This window comes from Agrobacterium vitis (assembly GCF_014926405.1).
GTDB lineage: Bacteria > Pseudomonadota > Alphaproteobacteria > Rhizobiales > Rhizobiaceae > Allorhizobium > Allorhizobium vitis_H.
The window spans coordinates 2913334-2931478 of the sequence record NZ_JACXXJ020000005.1 but is presented as its reverse complement, the minus strand read 5'-3'; the positions used below and the strand labels follow the sequence as shown (position 1 = coordinate 2931478).

Sequence of the window (18145 nt, the reverse complement as noted above, 5' to 3'; positions counted from 1 at the left end):
CGCGATTGCGACGACGCCCGGACGAATTCCGGGCGTTTTCATTTGGATCGCGTATCGTGGCGTGGAAAAATGATAAGGGGCCAGAAAAGCAAAAAGGCCGGGGAGTAAACCCGACCTTTCCAAAACTCGCTCTTATCGTTGCCAGTACATCCGTGGTCAACGAAGCGCGAGGCTTCAACCTGAAGGAGGACCGGGTTCTCACCCTGTTTGCTGCCTTTTCATGAGTATCGCGCCAAATGCCTAAACTTGTGTTAAGCATCGTCAAGCGACCTCGGCAGCAATGCCCCGTCCTTCACGTCTTCATCATAAATGGCATCTCATTGCGGCTTTTCAAGGGCTCCAGTTGATTTTCTTGCCAGTTATTTTGTTGATCATCCCGATGTCTGCAAGATCATCCGATGTCTGCAAGATCATCCGATGTCTGCAAGATCATCCGATGTCTGCAAGATCATCCGATGTCTGCAAGCTCTTGCAGGTCGGCGCTGGTCCTTTTATGAAAAGACTATGAGCCTTACATCCGTTCAAGATTTCTTTTCGGCCCATGCGCCGGATATCACCGTGATTGAAACCGAGCAAAGCTCGGCCACCGTGCCTTTGGCCGCCTTGGCGCATGGCGTTGAGCCGGACCAAATTGCCAAGACCCTGTGTTTGCGGGTTGGGGACATCACCATGCTGGTGGTTGCCGCAGGCGAGCGAAGGCTGGACAACAAGAAATTCAAGGAGCGGTTCGGGGGCAAACCCCGTATGCTGGGAGCGGAAGAGGTCGTGGCGCTGACCGGCCATCCAGTGGGCGGTGTTTGTCCTTTCGGGCTGGCAACGCCGCTTCCTGTGTTTTGCGATATGTCGTTGCAGCGTTTCGACATCGTCGTCCCAGCCGCCGGAGCCACCAATTCCGCCGTCAAGATTGCGCCGCAACGCATAGTCGATCTAACCGGGGCGGAATGGGTCGATGTCTGCCAATAAGATAAAGGGTCATTGATATCAGTGATCGAATACAAAAAAGGCGGCGCACCCTGCGCCGCCTTTCCTCCTCGCCATAAAACGACGAATGCCTATTTTCCGAAACTGCATGGCAGTTTTAGATCAGTGCCTTAGTACCAACGACGGCGGGGTTCTGGCGTGGACTGGCTTGCCACCAGATAACCAATGAACGCACCCACCAGAGCAATGCCGAGCAGAGCGGTCGATGTTGCAGTCGGATGCTCGCGCACGATACCAGCAACCGATGTTGCCTCATCCTTGGCATAGCGTGCCACGTCCTGCGCGCTGCGGGCAGCGTTGCTCAGCGCATGAGATGTGGTTCCGCGAACCTGATCGGCCACAGAATGACCCTGCTCAGCCAACTTGTCCTTCAATTGCGCGATCTGAGCCTGAAGCTCACGCATTTCAGCTTGCATACGCGTCGTATCAGCCATGGGTAACTCCCTGTTGTGTTTTCGTGAAAATAACGGTTCCATGCCGCTTTGGTTCCATTCGGTTCTCGAAAAGAACGCAATGGGATGGAATCAACGGACATGCATTGCTCGTCCCATCCGTCTTCCATCCATGCCCAAGACATTATAAGCAGGGATTGAAGCAGCCCCTATGATTACCTTTCTGGCACCCTTCTGGAGAACGGCCCTCGCGCCATGGCAGGCATGAAAAAGTCACGAAACCGCATTGAGCCCAGGCTTGGCGACGCTGAGAATGAGGATGGTGACGAGATCAGGCTCGACAGCAATGATCGCGTGCTCGGCGGACGCACGGCCTCGGGTGGGAAAAAAATGCCAGCCACCAGTTCCAAACGGTCGAGAGAGGTTGCCGATCCGCGCCCGAAACGTGAGAAAGTTCAGTCCGGCGGCCTCTTTGGTGGTATCCGCAGGCTGTTCTACTGGTGCGTGGTGCTGGGTATATGGGGAACGATCGGCGTCGTTGGCCTGGTCATCTATTTTGCCGCCCAGATGCCAAGCGCCAGTTCCTGGACCGTGCCGGCCCGCGCGCCGAATATCAAGATTGTCTCTGTCGATGGCGCATTGATCGCCAATCGCGGTGTCACCGGTGGCGAAGCCTTGTCCATCGATGAAATGTCGCCCTATCTGCCGGAAGCGATCGTGGCGATTGAGGACAAGCGGTTTTACCACCATTTCGGTGTCGATTTCATCGGGGTTGGCCGCGCCTTCGTCACCAATATTCTGCTGGGCCATAAGGCTCAGGGCGGATCGACCATCACCCAGCAATTGGCCCGAAACCTGTTTCTGTCGCCCAAGAAGACCTTTGAGCGCAAAGTACAGGAAGTGCTGCTATCGCTGTGGCTGGAGCAGAAATATACCAAGGATCAGATCCTGGCCATGTATCTGAACCGGGTCTATTTTGGTGACAATGCCTATGGCGTCGAAGCGGCATCGCGGCGCTATTTCAATACCTCCGCGCGTGACGTCAATCTGGGCGAAGCGGCGCTTTTGGCCGGGTTGGTTCAGGCGCCGTCGCGGCTGTCGCCGGTCAACGATCCAAAGCCGGCCCAGGATCGGGCCAAGGTCGTGCTGGGCGCCATGCGCGAACAGGGCTACATCACGGACAGCGACTTCGACCGCGCCATGAAACAGTCCCCGGACCACGCCAAGCGGCAGGCCGATGGTGCAGGCCAATATGTGGCCGACATGGTGGCGGGCCAGTTGAAAGGGCTGATCGGCGAGGTCAAACAGGACATTGTCGTCACCACGACCATCGATCCGACGCTGGAGGATGCGGCGCAGGCCGCAATTGCTGCCACGCTGGACAAGGACGGCAAGAAATCCAATGCCTCGCAAGCGGCTCTTGTCGCCATCGATGGCAATGGCGCGGTGCGTGCTTTGGTCGGTGGTCGGGATTATGCGACCAGTCAGTTCAATCGGGCCGTGACGGCCAAGCGCCAGCCCGGTTCGGCTTTCAAGCCCTTCGTTTATGCCGCCGCCATGGAAATCGGCGATACGCCCAGCACTGTCCGCAATGACGGTCCGGTGAAGATTGGCAATTGGACCCCTGAAAACTACGAGCAGAAATACAATGGACCGGTGACGCTTTCCTACGCGCTCGCCCATTCGCTCAACACCATTGCCGCCCAGCTGGTCATGGAGGTTGGCCCGGATCAAGTGATCAAGCTTGCCCACCGGCTCGGTGTCGAATCGGATCTGCAAAGCAATGCGTCGATTGCGCTCGGCACCTCGGAAGTGTCGCTGCTGGAGCTGACGGCAGCCTATGCGCCCTTCATGAATGGCGGCTACAAGGCAACCCCGCATGTGATCAGCCAGATTGCCGATGCCGATGGCAAGGTGCTTTATACAGCCGACTACGGCGAGCCGCCGCGGGTGCTCAATCAGCAGGTTGTTGGGCAGATGACCCGAATGATGGAATCTGTGATGACCGAGGGCACCGGCAAGGCCGCCAAGCTCAAGAACTGGCAAGCGGCTGGCAAGACCGGAACGACACAGTCGTTCCGCGACGCGCTGTTTGTCGGCTTTACCAGCAATCTCACCACCGGCGTGTGGTTCGGCAATGACGACGGGGCGCCGATGAAGAAGGTGACCGGCGGCGGTCTTCCTGCCAAGACCTGGAAGGATTTCATGACGGTTGCCCATAAAGGGCTAACACCCGTGCCGTTGTTTGGCGATCCGACGCCACAGACCGAGGAAAGTCCGTCGCTGACGACGATGATCCAGCAGGTCCTGTCCGGCACGCCGTCCACGCCTGCCCCTGCTGATCAGGAAAACAGCTATCCGCCGGCGCCACCAGCGCCTGCCAACACGCCGGGTCCGCTGTCCGGCAATGCGCCCGATAATGTCAGCCCGGCTTATCCGCCCCAGGCGCGCCAGATGCCAAGCCAGAACCAGGGTCAAATCCCGGGTCAGGCCCCCGTGCAACCTCGTCCGCCGGTCAATCCACGCGATGGTGCCGTTCTGGAAGGTCGGGTCCCGCCGGGTGCTTTGCGTCGCAACGATCCCATGGCTGAGGATGGCTATCCGGGTGAAGATCCGGACAGTAATCCTTATGGTGCTGATGGCGGCTATGCGCCTCCGGCCGATGTCGGTGAAGGACAACAGCCCCGCGCGCAGAGCCATGGCGATGGAAAGACCACGCTGCTGGATGTGATCATGGGACGGTAACGGCTGGATTTTATATGTGCTATGACGCCTTGATCGTGCCGTAGGCTCCAGGCAAGCAATGCCTGCCACATCTGATGGGATTTGGCTCCCGGTTGTATGGCTTGTTCACCTTGGCACCATCCGCAATACCTTGTTTTGCGGGAAATGCGTAAACTTGGTGGTTGGTGTGAATTTGGTGCCTTGCAGTCGTAAATTTCGGTTCTTATATAGCCCGCATAAGGCAGCGTCGCTGCGCAATCCCGTAGACCACAATCCACGTCGAGGGGCTGTCACTGGAATGCCTGTCGGGGTTCGGACAGCCTGCTTCAAGGAGAGAATAAAATGGCAAAAGTAATCGGTATCGACCTTGGAACGACCAATTCCTGCGTTTCTGTCATGGACGGCAAGGATGCGAAGGTCATTGAAAATTCAGAGGGCGCGCGGACCACGCCGTCCATGGTGGCTTTTTCGGACGATGGTGAGCGCCTTGTCGGCCAGCCGGCCAAGCGCCAGGCGGTGACAAACCCCACCAACACGCTCTTCGCTGTCAAGCGCCTGATTGGCCGCCGCTACGAAGATCCGACCGTTGAAAAGGACAAGGGCCTCGTGCCGTTTCCGATCATCAAGGGCGACAATGGTGATGCTTGGGTCGAAGCTCAGGGCAAAGGCTATTCGCCTGCCCAGATTTCTGCGATGATCCTGCAGAAGATGAAGGAAACCGCAGAAGCCTATCTCGGCGAAAAGGTCGAAAAGGCCGTTATCACCGTTCCCGCTTACTTCAATGACGCTCAGCGTCAGGCCACCAAAGATGCAGGCCGCATCGCTGGTCTCGAAGTTCTGCGCATCATCAACGAGCCAACGGCTGCTGCCTTGGCTTATGGCCTCGACAAGACCGAAGGCAAGACCATTGCCGTTTACGACTTGGGCGGTGGTACGTTCGATATTTCCGTTCTGGAAATCGGTGATGGCGTGTTCGAAGTGAAGTCCACCAACGGTGACACCTTCCTCGGTGGTGAAGACTTTGACATGCGTCTGGTTGAATATTTGGCTGCTGAGTTCAAGAAGGAACAGGGCATTGAGCTCAAGAACGACAAGCTCGCTCTGCAGCGCCTGAAGGAAGCCGCTGAAAAGGCCAAGATCGAACTGTCCTCGTCGCAGCAGACCGAAATCAACCTGCCGTTCATCACGGCTGACGCTTCTGGTCCAAAGCATTTGACCATGAAGCTGACCCGCGCCAAGTTTGAAAACCTGGTGGACGATCTGGTTCAGCGCACTGTTGCACCGTGCAAGGCAGCCCTCAAGGACGCTGGCGTCACCGCCGCTGACATTGATGAAGTTGTTCTGGTTGGCGGCATGAGCCGTATGCCAAAGGTGCAGGAAGTTGTGAAGCAGCTGTTCGGCAAGGAACCACACAAGGGTGTGAACCCGGACGAAGTGGTTGCCATGGGTGCTGCCATTCAGGCTGGCGTTCTGCAGGGCGACGTTAAGGACGTGTTGTTGCTCGACGTGACCCCGCTGTCGCTCGGCATTGAAACCCTCGGCGGTGTCTTCACTCGTCTGATCGACCGTAACACGACGATCCCGACCAAGAAGAGCCAGGTGTTCTCGACCGCTGACGACAACCAGCAGGCCGTGACCATCCGCGTATCGCAGGGCGAGCGCGAAATGGCGCAGGACAACAAGCTGCTCGGCCAGTTCGACCTGGTTGGTCTGCCACCATCACCCCGCGGCGTTCCACAGATCGAAGTGACCTTCGATATCGACGCCAACGGTATTGTGCAGGTATCCGCCAAGGACAAGGGCACTGGCAAGGAACAGCAGATCCGCATTCAGGCCTCCGGTGGTCTGTCGGATGCTGATATTGAGAAGATGGTCAAGGACGCCGAAGCCAATGCTGAGGCCGACAAGAATCGTCGCGCTGTGGTCGAAGCCAAGAACCAGGCTGAAAGCTTGATCCATTCCACCGAGAAGTCGGTGAAGGATTATGGCGACAAGGTCTCCGCAGACGACCGGAAGGCGATCGAGGATGCTATTGCTGCCCTGAAGTCTTCGATTGAAACCTCGGAACCGAATGCCGAGGACATTCAGACCAAGACCCAGACCTTGATGGAAGTGTCCATGAAGCTTGGTCAGGCGATCTACGAGTCCCAGCAGGCCGAAGGCGGTGCCGAGGGTGGGCCAAGTGGTCACCATGATGACGGCATCGTCGATGCCGACTATGAAGAAGTGAAGGACGACAACACGAAGAAGTCTGCTTGATGCGGAATTCGCGGCGTCATACCTTTGTGAGATGGCTGGCCTTCGGGCCAGCCGCGTTTGCTTTGGCAGGGTGCCTCGCCGCGCATGCGGCAGCGGGCGCCGATGTTCACCAGAAAGTCAGTGCTGCCGAAGCGTCTATCCTCCAGGCGATTGCCAAACGGGATACGGCGCTTTTGCGGCGAACCGTTGGTGGTCTCGGTCCGCTGATCGAGGATGCCTTGAAGCGCAAGAAGTCCGGTGGGCAGGTCTCTTCCTGCGATCTGGCGGCCCACTCCTTGGGCTTTGCCGGCATGTCGCTGTCGGAGGCGGTCACGCAAAAGGGCGCGGCGCGAAAAATGCTGATGGATGATGCCCGCCAGGCGGCGGCAGATTTTAACAGGGACATGTCTGCCTGCGACGCGCAGGTGGGACAGAAGACAAGCAACCACGCGGGTGTGGAAAAAGCTTTGAGAGCTTTGTAGGACGATGGCAAAAGCAGATTTCTACGAGACCCTCGGTGTCTCCAAAACCGCAGATGAAAAAGAGCTGAAAAGCGCCTTCCGCAAGCTGGCGATGAAGTTTCACCCGGACAAAAATCCTGGTGATGCCGAATCCGAGCGGAAGTTCAAGGAAATTAACGAGGCCTATGAAACGCTGAAGGACCCGCAAAAACGGGCCGCTTATGACCGTTTCGGCCACGCTGCCTTTGAGCAGGGTGGCATGGGCAGCGCTGGCGGCGGCGGTGGTTTTGCCGGCGGTGGATTCTCGGATATTTTCGAGGACATCTTTGGCGAGATGATGGGCGGCGGTCGTGGCGGCAACGCGCGTGGACGCTCCACCGGCGGCCGTGAACGTGGTGCCGACCTGCGCTACAATATGGAAATTTCGCTGGAAGAAGCCTTTACTGGCAAGACGGCGCAAATCCGGGTTCCGACCTCGATTACCTGCGAAGTCTGTTCCGGTTCGGGCGCCAAGCCCGGCACCAAGCCGACCACCTGCGCCACCTGCCAGGGGTCTGGACGGGTGCGGGCTGCCCAGGGCTTCTTTTCCATTGAGCGGACCTGCCCGACCTGTCAGGGCCGGGGCCAGACGATCAGCGATCCCTGCGGCAAATGCCATGGCCAGGGCCGCGTCACGGAAGAGCGTCAGCTGTCCGTTTCCATTCCGTCCGGTATCGAGGATGGGACACGCATTCGTCTTCAGGGCGAGGGCGAAGCGGGCTTGCGAGGTGGGCCGTCAGGCGATCTCTATATTTTCCTGTCGGTCAAGCCGCACCAGTTCTTCCAGCGCGAAGGTGCCGATCTCTACTGCTCCGTGCCGATCTCGATGACAACCGCTGCACTCGGCGGCACGTTCGACGTGACCACGCTGGATGGAACCAAGTCGCGGGTCACCGTGCCGGAAGGTACGCAACCCGGCAAGCAGTTCCGTTTGAAGGGCAAGGGCATGCCGGTGCTGCGCTCGGCGCAGATGGGTGATCTCTACATACAGATCCAGATCGAGACGCCGCAGAAGCTCACCAAGCGCCAACGCGAGTTGCTGCAGGAATTCGACCAGATCTCGTCCAAGGAGAACAATCCAGAATCGACTGGATTTTTCGCCCGGATGAAAGAGTTCTTCGAGGGTTGATGAAAAAAGGCCGGTGCGCTTCGCATCGGCCTTTTCCACGGTCAATAATGTGGAGGCTTGGTGATCGGTACACTGTCCGCTGCTTGGTCTTCGAGGCTGAGAAACCGTTCCGTCAGCCGATCAAGCTTGGCCCGCGTCTGCTCCACCACTTTCCACTGCTCGGTCAACTGATCTGAAAGCTCTTCGATGGTCTTGGCCTGATAGGCAACCGTTTCCTCAAGCCGGATCAGGCGGTCTTCTGCGTCGGCGTCTTTCGCGCTAGCCATGCTGTACTCCTGCCATTGTCTTCGTCAGGACGAGCTACTGCATAATTGCCTGAAACGGAATTGCTTTGGGCTTGATGCGGACAATAAAATGATACAGCTTTTTTCGTGTCTTACATATGACACTACAGCTTTGTCCCGTGAGACGATTTGATATGGGAATGTATGGCTGAAAAAACCTTCATCAACCGGCTGCAGCTGACAGATTTCCGCAATTACGGCTCCGCCTCCTTGCGGCTCGATGGCCGCCATGTGGTGCTGACCGGCAATAATGGTTCCGGCAAGACCAATTTGATGGAAGCGGTTTCCTTTCTGTCGCCGGGGCGCGGGCTGCGCCGGGCGGTGCTGTCCGATGTGGCGCGGGCCGGTGCGGCAAGCGGATTTTCGATTTTTGCCAGCCTGGAGGGCATGGCCGGAGACGTGGAGCTTGGCACCGGTTCGGAGGTTCTGGACGAGACGGCGGTGCGGCGTCTGCGCATCAATGGCGCCTCGGTGCGCTCCGTCGATGAATTGACCGATCATCTGCGCGTCCTGTGGCTGACGCCCGCCATGGACGGTCTCTTTACCGGCTCCTCTTCCGAGCGGCGCCGGTTTCTGGATCGGCTGGTCCTGTCGATCGATCCACAGCATGGCCGTCGCGCCAGCGACTTTGAGCGCGCCATGCGCAGCCGCAACAAACTGCTCTCCGAAGGTCGTTTTGATGCCAGCTGGCTTGCCGGGATCGAGCAGCAGATGGCGGCGCTCGGCATTGCCATGGCGCTCGCCCGTCAGGAAATGATGCGGTTGCTGGCCGCTCTTATCGAGCAGCGACGGGAGCCTGAAACTTTTCCGGGGGCAGACCTGATGCTGTCGGGCTTCATGGATGACCATGCAGGCACGGTGGCTATCGATCTCGAAGACACCTATCGCGACAGTCTGGCCGGTTCCAGGGGCAGGGATGCAGCGGCAGGCCGCACGCTGGAGGGGCCGCATCGCAGCGATCTTCTGGTCCGTCACCGGGAAAAGGACATGGAAGCCGAGCGTTGCTCGACCGGCGAGCAGAAGGCTCTGCTGATCGGCCTGATTCTTGCCCATGCCGAACTGGTGGCGACGATGACCGGCTTTGCGCCGATCCTGCTTTTGGATGAAATTGCCGCCCATCTCGACGAGGGCCGCCGCGCTGCCCTGTTCGACCGGATCGATGTGCTTGGCGGCCAGGCCTTCATGACCGGCACCGATGCGCAGATGTTTGCAAGTCTGGGCGATCGGGCACAATTCGTCACAGTGGATGACGGCCATCTGTCATTGTGACTGTTCGGAAAGCCAAAGACATGCGACAACAGGCCATGGAGCCGCTTTCACCCGAAGAAATCCAGCGTTATCAACGCCACATCCTGTTGCCGGAAATCGGCGGGGCAGGCCAGCAGAAGCTGAAAGCCGCCCGCGTGCTGGTGATTGGCGCAGGCGGGCTTGGTGCGCCCGTGCTGCAATATCTGGCCGCAGCCGGTATCGGCACGCTGGGTATTGCCGATGACGACCACGTCTCGCTCTCCAACCTGCAACGGCAGGTGATCCATGACAGCGGCACGCTGAACGATCTGAAGACGGAGAGCGCGGCAAAGGCCATTGCCAGGCTCAATCCACATGTGCGGGTGATGCGGTTCGAGCAGCGCTTCGATGCGGATTTTGCGGCAACGCATCTGCCCCGGTTCGATCTGCTGATCGACGGTTCGGACAATTTCGACAGCCGCTATGCCGCCGCCGATGCCGGACAACAGCATTGCCGCCCATTGGTGACGGGTGCTGTGGGGCGTTTTGAAGGCTCGCTGACAGTGCTGAAACCCTATGAGACTGGACCGGATGGGGTGCTCTATCCTGGTTACCGCGATCTTTTTCCGGAAAAGCCGCCTGCCGGTCTCATTCCCACCTGCGCCGAGACCGGCATTATCGGTGCGCTGACCGGGGTGATCGGCACCTTGATGGCCATGGAAGCGATCAAACTTATTACCGGCATTGGGGAACCGTTAGTAGGACGTCTGCTAATGTATGATGCCCTGTCCGCTCGGTTCGACACGGTGCGCTACCGGCGTCGTGACAGCAACAGGTCCGCGCCATGACAAAACAGGCCAGAGCGATGACAGGAACAGGAAAGGCTGACCATGGTCGAGATCATTCAGATCGACGAGCATTTTGAAAATTGGGATGATCTTCTGGCCCTGGTGCTGGAAGCTTTCGACTACATGCATCCGCTGATCGATCCGCCGTCTTCGGCGTTGAAGCTGACGGCGGAAGCCCTGAAAGCCAAGGCGCATGAGGAAATCGGTTATGCCGCCCTGATCGATGGCAAGCTGGTCGGCTGTCTGTTCTGCCGCCAGAGCGAGGCAGACAGGCTCTATGTCGGCAAAGTCGCCGTTCTTCCGGGCCTTCAAGGGCAAGGGATTGGCCGCGCCATGCTGAAAGCGGCAGAAGGTGTTGCTCATGCCTGTGGTGTCAGGCACTTGCAATTGGAAACCCGTATCGAGCTTGATAACAATCACAAGCGCTTCGAAAAATGGGGCTTCCATGTTGTCGGGGAAAAAAGCCATCCCGGTTATGACCGGGCGACGTTCGTTCTGATGGAAAAGCCACTCGTCTGATTGATACGAACAGCCATTGAACATGGCTGTTCGTATTTCGGTTTCGACTATCTCAAGCCTTTTATGAAAGCATCTGTGATCAGTCGCGCCCCGGCAAAACCCGGTTCGGTGGCCTGTGGCCATCGAAATAGGTGCGGATATTGATGATCACCTTGTCACCCATATCGATCCGGCCTTCAATCGTCGCCGATCCCATATGCGGCAGCAACACGACCTTGCCGTCTTCCGCCAGCTTCAGCAGCTTCGGATTGACCGCCGGTTCATTCTCGAACACATCCAGACCTGCGCCCGCGATCTTGCCGTCACGGATGCATTGAATGAGGGCACTCTCGTCGATAATGCCGCCCCGGGCGGTATTGACGATATAGCTGGTTGGTTGCATCAGCGCCAAGCGCCGGGCCGAAAGCAGATGGTAGGTGGCCGGTGTGGATGGACAATTGACCGAGACGATGTCGACCCGCGCCAGCATCTGGTCCAGACTGTCCCAATAGGTTGCCTCCAGCTCATCTTCCGTCTGCGGGCTGACCCGTTTGCGGTTGTGATAGTGGATAGCAAGTCCGAACGCCTTGGCCCGCCTGGCGACCGCGGTGCCGATCCGGCCCATGCCGACAATGCCGATCCGCTTGCCCCAGATCCGCCGTCCCAGCATCCAGGTCGGCGACCATCCGGCCCATTCGCCGGGCTGGTCGGTCAGAATGCGCGAGCCTTCCGCCAGGCGCCGTGGGCCGGCGAGAATCAGCGCCATGGTCATGTCGGCGGTATCTTCGCTCAGCACATTCGGCGTATTGGTCACGGTAATGCCCTTGCGGGCCGCGGCATCGACATCGATATGGTCGGTGCCGTTGGAAAAACTGGCAATCAGTTTCAGTTGCGGGCCAGCCGCCTCGATCAATCCGGCATCGATTCGGTCGGTCACGGTCGGCACCAGAACATCACAGGTTTTCACCGCATCCATCAGGGCGTCCCGGCTGCGCGGCGTGTCGTCAATGTTCAACTCTGCCTCGAACAATTCCCGCATGCGGGTTTCCACTGCGTCCGGCAGTTTGCGCGTGATGTAAACCTTGGTCTTTTTCCGCTGGGTCATGAAGACTTTCGATGCTTTGTAAACAGGTCCTTAACCAACACAGGCGATGATTCCGGCCAGTCGTCGCGCGTCGCTGGCGCGGGACGGATGTTTCAAGAGGTTTCGCCAGCTCCGCACTATTATTCTCGAGCCATTATGGTCGAGAGAGATATTGCGCAGTCCGGCTTATTTCTATCAAACCTGTTCGGGAAGACAATTATATCTTCGCCGTTAAGGATCACATACAAGCGACGGAACCGCTGGCGGGGGCTTCGGGTTTCGTTTTATCGATCGATCAACGGAAATGCCATGCCCAACGGGTTCAAACGCTCCTGTCTCATTCCTTTCATCGCCGCTCTCTGTGTCATATGGGCAGGCGCCGCCGTCGCGCAAGGTCCAACCAAGGGCATGAGCGGTCTGCCTCTGCCGCGTTTCGTGACGTTGAAATCGGCAAGGGTCAATCTGCGCATTGGCCCCAGCACGGATTATGCCACGTCCTGGATGTATACACGGTCAGGATTGCCGGTTGAAATCATTCAGGAATATGACAATTGGCGGCGCATTCGCGACGCCGATGGCACCGAAGGCTGGGTGAACCAGACATTGCTGTCCGGCGAACGCAGTGCGCTTGCAGCACCGTGGATGAAGGGCAAGGGCGACGATATCTATGTCAATATGCGCCGCGATGGGCAGGCCGGGGCGGGCGTGGTCGCCAAGCTTCAACCCGGCGTGCTGATGAAGCTGCTGGAATGCAATGGCAATTGGTGCCGCGCCGAAGTGGACGGCACCAAAGGATGGGTCGCCCAGGGGGAAGTCTGGGGCGCCTATCCCGGAGAGGCCTTCAAGTAAGAGAAGCCTTCAAATAAGGGGAGCCTCTAGATAACGTAAGGCTTCCCATAAGCGGGCCTTTTAAATAAGCCCTGCTTCGGCGGCTGCTTCTTGCAGCGAGGCCAGCGGTCGCGGTCCCATCTGCTGGATGACCAGACCGGCTGCCAGGCAACCGAGCTTGCCACACTCTTCCAGAGATCGCCCCTGCGTATAGCCGTAGAGAAAACCGGAGGCGAACAGATCGCCAGCACCGGTCGTGTCGACCAGTTCGGCGATGGTGGTGGCAGGCACATGGATGCGCTCGCTGCCGCGGACGATCATCGCTCCCTCTTCGCTCATGGTCACGGCGGCCAGTTTGCAATCCTTGGCGATCTGCTCTAGCGCTGCGTCGAAATCCTCCGTCTCATAGAGGGCAAGCGCTTCCTGCCGATTGGCAAACACGATGTCGACGGTGCCTGAGCGCATCAGGTCGAGGAATTCGGCGCGGTAGCGATGCACGCAGAAACTGTCGGACAGGGTCATCGACATCTCCCGTCCATGCTCATGGGCAATGCGGGCGCAATCGACAATCGCCTGCTTGGCACGCGGCGGGTCCCAGAGATAGCCTTCGAAATAGGTGACCTTGGCCTGTTTCACCACCTCCGGCTCGACATCTTCAGGACCGAACTCCACGCAAGCGCCGAGATAGGTGTTCATCGAGCGCTCGCCGTCTTCGGTGACGAAAATCATGCAGCGAGCGGTTGGCGGATGCTGGCCCTTGGCCGTGGTCTGGTAATGAACGCCCTGGGCGCGAATGTCATGGGCGAAAATTTCACCCAATTCGTCTTCGGCTACCTTGCCGAAATAGGCCGCCTTGCCGCCAAAACTCGCAATGCCTGCCGCCGTATTGCCCGCACTGCCGCCGGAGGCCTCGATGGCTGGCCCCATCAAGCTGTAGAGCCGTGTGGCGCGCTCCGCATCGATCAGGTTCATGGCGCCTTTGACGATGCCGTTTTCTTCCAGGAACTGATCCTCACAGCGGGAGATGATGTCAACGATAGCGTTGCCGATGGTGAGCACGTCAAATTGCGTCATGGGAGGCTGAATCCGTCCATTGATATTACGATAAGCTCTTAGCGAATTTTGGCGTTCAGGAAAGATAAAATTGCCGGCCTGAATGGCCCCGCCGGCTATCGAGCTCAGTTTCTATCGTGCCACGGTTGCCGAATCTGGCTTTATTGTGGCATCCTTGGTCGTTAATGAGAGCGCCTCTTCTGCTGGCAGCGCCTTGCTGAACAAAAAGCCCTGGCCGAAATCGCAGCCGATGCTTTTCAGAAATGCCAACTGGTTCTCGTCCTCGATACCCTCGGCGGTAGTGGCAATGCCAAGACCCTGGCCGAGGCCCAGAATGGCGCGCATGATATCTTCCTGTTTTTTGTCAACATCGTAGCTCATGACAAAACTCCGATCGATCTTGATCTTGTCGAAGGTGAATTTCGACAATTGCGACAGGCTGGAATAGCCCGTGCCAAAATCGTCCAAGGCAATCCGAATGCCGCTCTGCCGGAGATCCGCCAGGATCTGGGTTGCCAGTTCGATATCATGCACCAGCGCTGTCTCGGTGATCTCGATCTCCAGTCGGCTGGGTGGAAATCCTGTCTCCATCAGGATCGACATGATCCGCAGGCTCAACTGGCGGTCGATGAATTGCGTTGGCGAGATGTTGAAGGCCAGCCGTACAGTGTCGGGCCATTGCAGCGCGTCAAGACAAGCCTGGCGAAACAGACTATCCGACAGCTCGACAATCAGCCCGGCAGTTTCCGCCAATTCGATGAAATCACTGGGGGGAACATAGTGGTTAGGGCCGGTTTTCCATCGTGCCAACGCCTCGAATCCACGCAATTCACCGGACTTGAGGTCGATCAAAGGTTGATAATAGGGAACGATCAGGTTGTCACGGATCGCACGCTTCAGCGCCATTTCGGTTTCGGCCCGCCGCATGACCCGGTCTTCCATGATTCGCTCGAAGCCATAGACGCTGTTCTGCCCGGCTTTCTTGGCGACATACATCGCCACATCGGCGCAGTGCGTGGCATCCTTGAAGTCGTCGCTGTCTTCCGGAAACAGCGCAAAACCAACACTGGCACCGATTTCGCTGGTCATGCCGCCAATATCGTAAGGATTGCACAAAAGCCTGGCGATATGCTGGCCCGCATGGCGATAATCCATATTCGCCGGGCGAGGGCTGACCAACAGGAATTCATCGCCGCCCATCCGATAGACATCGGCATTGGGCAAGGCATGCGTTAAGCGCTGCGCCACTTCCCGCAAAAGCAGGTCGCCGCCCTGATGGCCCACGAGGTCGTTGACCTTCTTGAACCCGTCGAGATCTATGGAGTAGATCACCCAGTGGCGTCCATCCTGCAAGGCTTCCATCTCAGCCTGCCGATCGGACAGGGCCCGACGATTGGGCAGCCCGGTCAGGGCGTCGTGATGGGCCAGCCAGTCCATATTGTTTTCGGCGGCGTTTCTCAGCCGGATCTCTGCTTTCAGCTCGCCAATGCGCCTCGCGGCGAAGATCAGACTGAGCAGTCCGGTAATCGTCACGACGTTGAAAAATTCATCGAGTTGCCAGGCTTCATTGCGATGCAGGAAGGCATCGAGATGCTCATGGAAGTCGAATTGGATAGCAATGGCCCATATCGCAGCCCCGACGCTCAGCAATATAGCGCCGTCTTTTATTGGCTTGTTTCGAAATATAGATGCCATCTTCACGCTGTCGATCTCCCCGGCTACGGTCAACCCCGTTTGCCAGTCATGACGAAAGCACAATCACTGTGAAATAGCCGTTAAAAATATTCCTTAAATAGGAAATACGCAGATGTGATGGGCATAATTGTGATGCCAGATTGGGATCATCACCGACGGGATGCCCACCCCAGACCGCGCTCATTGAATTCCTGTTTCAGCCGCCAGTCCCGATTACACGGCAACCTTGAGCTTTGACCTCTGTTCGACGTCCTCTGTGTCATCCATCGGCACCCATTGCAGACCGCCATTGTATCGCCAGGCTATGCTGCCCTCCTCATTGAGGGTAAAAAGATGTAGCCAGCCATTGTCAAACAGGGTGCGCACCCCATCATGGCGGCCCAGTACCTCACTGATTGCCGCGACGGGTGCCTCAAGGCAGACCGACAGGCGCAGCGGTTCGTGCATATAATTCTGCCCGTCATGGACCGATTGCCAGGGAAGACCGGCCCGCAAAAGCCCGCCATTGCCTTCCACCACGCCGATACCACCCGTCACATTGTGCAGAAGCTTGTTGCCACCACCGAAAGCCTCAGGTGCCACGGTTGAGCCGTAATATTGCAGGCTGATCCAGCTTGCAACGATGACCGGAGCGGTCAGGATCAGCTCCAACGTGCTGAAGCTCTTGTCCTGTGTCCAATCATAATCATGCAGGAAGGCTCGTCCTTCGAGGTTTTTAGTGGCGGTGCGTGATCTGGGGGCGGCGATAAAGGCCCGGCAGCCGGCCAGCGCCCATTCGGGCCGGGTCTCTGACCAGTCGCTGCTGCGTTTTGAGAGGGAGGCCTCATCTGCTGCGCGCGGCAGGCGAAGCGCGCGCTCGCCCCTTGCAAGCCTGCCTGCATCGGCAAGCCAGGTTCTGGCCTGTGCGATATCGGCCTCATGGGTTTGGCAGGGATGATCATCCGCATAGAGCATCACCCGGTCGGTGGTCGTATCATGCAGGGCCGCCAGGAACAGTGTATCCTGCGGGATCTCGATACCGATCTCGGTCAGTCCGGCCCGGACCTCAGGGTCATTCAGCAAGGCCGCCAGCAGACGGGCATTGACCTCGCCCGAATAGCCGCCGCAGGCGCCGCAATGCAGGCCGCTGGCATGGGGATTGTTGACAGTATTGGCGCCATGTCCCGCCAGAAGCACCAGCCGTGCAAAGCCCGTGGTCAGCGACATGGCGCGTAGCACCGCCCCGGCTGCCTTGACCCGGCTCGCCAGATCGAGCGCCGGATCGAGTTGTGGTGCGGGGTCATTCGGGGCTGAAGCGTGGGGGAGGCCGAGTGCATCACTCAGCAGCTTGCCGACATAGATCGGCCCCGTCGCCTCGACGAAAGCGAAGGAAGAGACAGCCGCCAGCTTGAACCGGCCCCAGGCCCGCTTTGCCCGGGCCTTGACCCGCTGCGGCTCGGCATCCTCTGCCCTGTAAGGCCCGCCAGCGCGGGATTTGAGTGCAGGATTGAGCAGGACCGGAAACCGCGATTCCGCGACATCGGAGGCGAAACGGCGATGCGACGCGGCCAGACCGAAAAAGCCTGCAAAGCCGAGCGTCTGGATCTGTGGATTGAGGCTCTCAAGCGCACGGCGAAACACTTCGGAGCGCACATCGATACAGAAGGCGGCCTGAACCAGAGGCCGGGTCTCGTGGATCTGCGGGGCGGTTTTTGCCTGCGCCTGTATAAGAGTCCGCGCCAGTTCCCGCTGTGCTGCGCGTTCGGCGGCATCTTGAAGGATGGCGTCGATCACCAGATCTGGCGTCGCCACGACCGGTGCCGCATGGGCAACCCGCACATGCGCCCAGGCTTCGTCGATTTGGTCGCCATAGCGCAGAAACAGCGCCTCTTCCCAGATCAGGCGGATTGCCAGAAGGTCCGTGATCGTTTGGTCGGATCCACCGGCCAGTTCCGCCTGCCAGAGCTTGTAGCGTGCATATTGCCCCCAGCCACCCAATGACATCAGCATCTGGTGAAAATAGGTCTCCAGCGCCTCGACAGGCAGACCGAGACGGATGCAGACACGGGCGATAACCGCCATTGCTGTTTCAGGTGCCTCTGAGACATGCCGTGCAAAACCGCGCAGACCGGCGATTTCCGGCGTCAGGTCATGGGTTGCCACGGCCCGCCAGGCACCATAGGCGCTCTTGCCGCGTGGCGCGGCCCAAAGCGCCTGACCCTCATCGAAATAGCCCGCCATCCAGGCACCAAGCCGCTCGGTCAGCAGACCCGGCCAATCCACCCCTGAGGCCTGCGCCGCTAGATCCGCCACCGAGGCCAGTGCCTGTGGTCTTGGCGGGTTGAGAGCGGCGGCGGCCTTCAGGGCAGCGAGATCGGTTGGCCGCAGATCGGCAGGCGCGCAGGCCAAGGCCGCGAGCAGATCCGCATCGGAAATCTCACCCGTGTCAATTTTCTGCTGGTACCAGTGGCGCGGCATGGTGATGGCGATGCCCGCCACCCGCGCCAGCCGGGCACCTGCCTTGGCAAGGGTTTCACCCGCTTGCCCCAGAAAAGGATTGACGGCGACACTCGACATCAACGGCCAGACGGGAGGAATGGCCCGTGCGGCACGGTCTGCCGCCGTCTCGAAGATCATCGGATCGGCTTTGATTGGGATAGGGCTATGCAACATGGTCAAAACTCC

At 58.6% G+C, this 18145-nt stretch carries 16 protein-coding genes; 10 read left to right on the top strand and 6 right to left on the bottom strand.

Annotated elements, in window-relative coordinates; translation table 11 throughout:
- Nucleotides 1-56: 56 nt before the first annotated feature.
- Both IEI95_RS24945 and IEI95_RS24940 read left to right on the top strand, forming a co-directional pair.
- Nucleotides 57-224, top strand: a complete 168-nt coding sequence (locus tag IEI95_RS24945; RefSeq protein WP_156532437.1) for a hypothetical protein — start codon at nucleotides 57-59, stop codon at nucleotides 222-224.
- Nucleotides 225-504: 280 nt separating this feature from the next.
- Nucleotides 505-963 (top strand): YbaK/EbsC family protein, encoded by a 459-nt coding sequence (locus IEI95_RS24940; protein WP_156532436.1) that lies wholly within the window; start codon nucleotides 505-507, stop codon nucleotides 961-963.
- A 128-nt stretch (nucleotides 964-1091) separates the two neighbouring features.
- Here IEI95_RS24940 and IEI95_RS24935 read toward each other — a convergent pair whose 3' ends face one another.
- Nucleotides 1092-1415 carry a hypothetical protein gene (locus tag IEI95_RS24935; protein WP_012654727.1) on the bottom strand — a complete coding sequence of 108 codons (324 nt, stop codon included), beginning with the start codon at nucleotides 1413-1415 and terminating at the stop codon, nucleotides 1092-1094.
- Between the two features lie 213 nt (nucleotides 1416-1628).
- On the opposite strand from IEI95_RS24935, the gene IEI95_RS24930 reads away from it, so the two are divergent.
- The 4 genes from IEI95_RS24930 to dnaJ all read left to right on the top strand — a co-directional run bounded on the left by IEI95_RS24930 (nucleotide 1629) and on the right by dnaJ (nucleotide 7964).
- Complete coding sequence (locus tag IEI95_RS24930) at nucleotides 1629-4118, top strand: transglycosylase domain-containing protein (protein ID WP_156537852.1); 2490 nt, start codon at nucleotides 1629-1631, stop codon at nucleotides 4116-4118.
- A 321-nt stretch (nucleotides 4119-4439) separates the two neighbouring features.
- Complete coding sequence (dnaK, locus tag IEI95_RS24925; RefSeq protein ID WP_156532434.1) at nucleotides 4440-6356, top strand: molecular chaperone DnaK; 1917 nt, start codon at nucleotides 4440-4442, stop codon at nucleotides 6354-6356.
- A complete protein-coding gene (locus IEI95_RS24920) occupies nucleotides 6356-6817 on the top strand; it encodes a hypothetical protein (protein ID WP_012654730.1) in 462 nt (153 codons plus the stop codon). The genes dnaK and IEI95_RS24920 overlap by 1 nt, the downstream gene beginning before the upstream one ends.
- A 4-nt stretch (nucleotides 6818-6821) precedes the next feature.
- Entirely contained in the window at nucleotides 6822-7964 is a 1143-nt protein-coding gene (gene dnaJ, locus IEI95_RS24915) for a molecular chaperone DnaJ (RefSeq protein ID WP_012654731.1), read from the top strand.
- Between the two features lie 41 nt (nucleotides 7965-8005).
- On the opposite strand, the gene IEI95_RS24910 is transcribed toward dnaJ, so the two are convergent.
- Nucleotides 8006-8230, bottom strand: a complete 225-nt coding sequence (locus tag IEI95_RS24910; protein ID WP_156532433.1) for a SlyX family protein — start codon at nucleotides 8228-8230, stop codon at nucleotides 8006-8008.
- A gap of 162 nt (nucleotides 8231-8392) precedes the next feature.
- Between IEI95_RS24910 and recF the strand changes: the two genes are divergently transcribed.
- The 3 genes from recF to IEI95_RS24895 are packed head-to-tail and all read left to right on the top strand — an operon-like array spanning nucleotide 8393 to nucleotide 10842.
- Complete coding sequence (gene recF / locus IEI95_RS24905) at nucleotides 8393-9517, top strand: DNA replication/repair protein RecF (protein WP_156532432.1); 1125 nt, start codon at nucleotides 8393-8395, stop codon at nucleotides 9515-9517.
- Nucleotides 9518-9552: 35 nt separating this feature from the next.
- Nucleotides 9553-10323: a molybdopterin-synthase adenylyltransferase MoeB gene (locus IEI95_RS24900; protein ID WP_194417362.1), complete on the top strand. Its 771-nt coding sequence runs from the start codon at nucleotides 9553-9555 to the stop codon at nucleotides 10321-10323.
- Between the two features lie 42 nt (nucleotides 10324-10365).
- On the top strand, nucleotides 10366-10842 hold the full coding sequence (locus IEI95_RS24895) for a GNAT family N-acetyltransferase (RefSeq protein WP_081355219.1): 477 nt from the start codon (nucleotides 10366-10368) through the stop codon (nucleotides 10840-10842).
- 79 nt (nucleotides 10843-10921) lie between these two features.
- Here IEI95_RS24895 and IEI95_RS24890 read toward each other — a convergent pair whose 3' ends face one another.
- A complete protein-coding gene (locus tag IEI95_RS24890) occupies nucleotides 10922-11926 on the bottom strand; it encodes a 2-hydroxyacid dehydrogenase (protein ID WP_012654736.1) in 1005 nt (334 codons plus the stop codon).
- Between the two features lie 288 nt (nucleotides 11927-12214).
- On the opposite strand from IEI95_RS24890, the gene IEI95_RS24885 reads away from it, so the two are divergent.
- Complete coding sequence (locus IEI95_RS24885; protein ID WP_156532430.1) at nucleotides 12215-12754, top strand: SH3 domain-containing protein; 540 nt, start codon at nucleotides 12215-12217, stop codon at nucleotides 12752-12754.
- Nucleotides 12755-12814: 60 nt separating this feature from the next.
- Here the strand turns inward: IEI95_RS24885 and IEI95_RS24880 are convergent, their stop codons facing one another.
- The 3 genes from IEI95_RS24880 to IEI95_RS24870 all read right to left on the bottom strand — a co-directional run bounded on the left by IEI95_RS24880 (nucleotide 12815) and on the right by IEI95_RS24870 (nucleotide 18133).
- Nucleotides 12815-13807 (bottom strand): adenosine kinase, encoded by a 993-nt coding sequence (locus tag IEI95_RS24880; RefSeq protein ID WP_156532429.1) that lies wholly within the window; start codon nucleotides 13805-13807, stop codon nucleotides 12815-12817.
- A 111-nt stretch (nucleotides 13808-13918) separates the two neighbouring features.
- Entirely contained in the window at nucleotides 13919-15481 is a 1563-nt protein-coding gene (locus tag IEI95_RS24875) for a putative bifunctional diguanylate cyclase/phosphodiesterase (RefSeq protein WP_234890967.1), read from the bottom strand.
- A gap of 213 nt (nucleotides 15482-15694) precedes the next feature.
- Complete coding sequence (locus tag IEI95_RS24870) at nucleotides 15695-18133, bottom strand: DUF2309 domain-containing protein (RefSeq protein ID WP_194417142.1); 2439 nt, start codon at nucleotides 18131-18133, stop codon at nucleotides 15695-15697.
- Between the last annotated feature and the right edge of the window lie 12 nt (nucleotides 18134-18145).

What these genes read in the sequence shown, in the direction of transcription:
- dnaK (WP_156532434.1), top strand. Translation starts at nt 4,440, where the DNA reads ATGGCAAAAGTAATCGGTATCGACCTTGGAACGACCAATTCCTGCGTT.
- IEI95_RS24890 (WP_012654736.1), bottom strand. Translation starts at nt 11,926, where the DNA reads ATGACCCAGCGGAAAAAGACCAAGGTTTACATCACGCGCAAACTGCCG.
- IEI95_RS24875 (WP_234890967.1), bottom strand. Translation starts at nt 15,481, where the DNA reads ATGGCATCTATATTTCGAAACAAGCCAATAAAAGACGGCGCTATATTG.
- IEI95_RS24910 (WP_156532433.1), bottom strand. Translation starts at nt 8,230, where the DNA reads ATGGCTAGCGCGAAAGACGCCGACGCAGAAGACCGCCTGATCCGGCTT.
- IEI95_RS24920 (WP_012654730.1), top strand. Translation starts at nt 6,356, where the DNA reads ATGCGGAATTCGCGGCGTCATACCTTTGTGAGATGGCTGGCCTTCGGG.
- IEI95_RS24935 (WP_012654727.1), bottom strand. Translation starts at nt 1,415, where the DNA reads ATGGCTGATACGACGCGTATGCAAGCTGAAATGCGTGAGCTTCAGGCT.
- IEI95_RS24940 (WP_156532436.1), top strand. Translation starts at nt 505, where the DNA reads ATGAGCCTTACATCCGTTCAAGATTTCTTTTCGGCCCATGCGCCGGAT.
- dnaJ (WP_012654731.1), top strand. Translation starts at nt 6,822, where the DNA reads ATGGCAAAAGCAGATTTCTACGAGACCCTCGGTGTCTCCAAAACCGCA.
- IEI95_RS24885 (WP_156532430.1), top strand. Translation starts at nt 12,215, where the DNA reads ATGCCCAACGGGTTCAAACGCTCCTGTCTCATTCCTTTCATCGCCGCT.
- IEI95_RS24895 (WP_081355219.1), top strand. Translation starts at nt 10,366, where the DNA reads ATGGTCGAGATCATTCAGATCGACGAGCATTTTGAAAATTGGGATGAT.
- IEI95_RS24870 (WP_194417142.1), bottom strand. Translation starts at nt 18,133, where the DNA reads ATGTTGCATAGCCCTATCCCAATCAAAGCCGATCCGATGATCTTCGAG.
- IEI95_RS24930 (WP_156537852.1), top strand. Translation starts at nt 1,629, where the DNA reads ATGGCAGGCATGAAAAAGTCACGAAACCGCATTGAGCCCAGGCTTGGC.
- recF (WP_156532432.1), top strand. Translation starts at nt 8,393, where the DNA reads ATGGCTGAAAAAACCTTCATCAACCGGCTGCAGCTGACAGATTTCCGC.
- IEI95_RS24900 (WP_194417362.1), top strand. Translation starts at nt 9,553, where the DNA reads ATGGAGCCGCTTTCACCCGAAGAAATCCAGCGTTATCAACGCCACATC.
- IEI95_RS24880 (WP_156532429.1), bottom strand. Translation starts at nt 13,807, where the DNA reads ATGACGCAATTTGACGTGCTCACCATCGGCAACGCTATCGTTGACATC.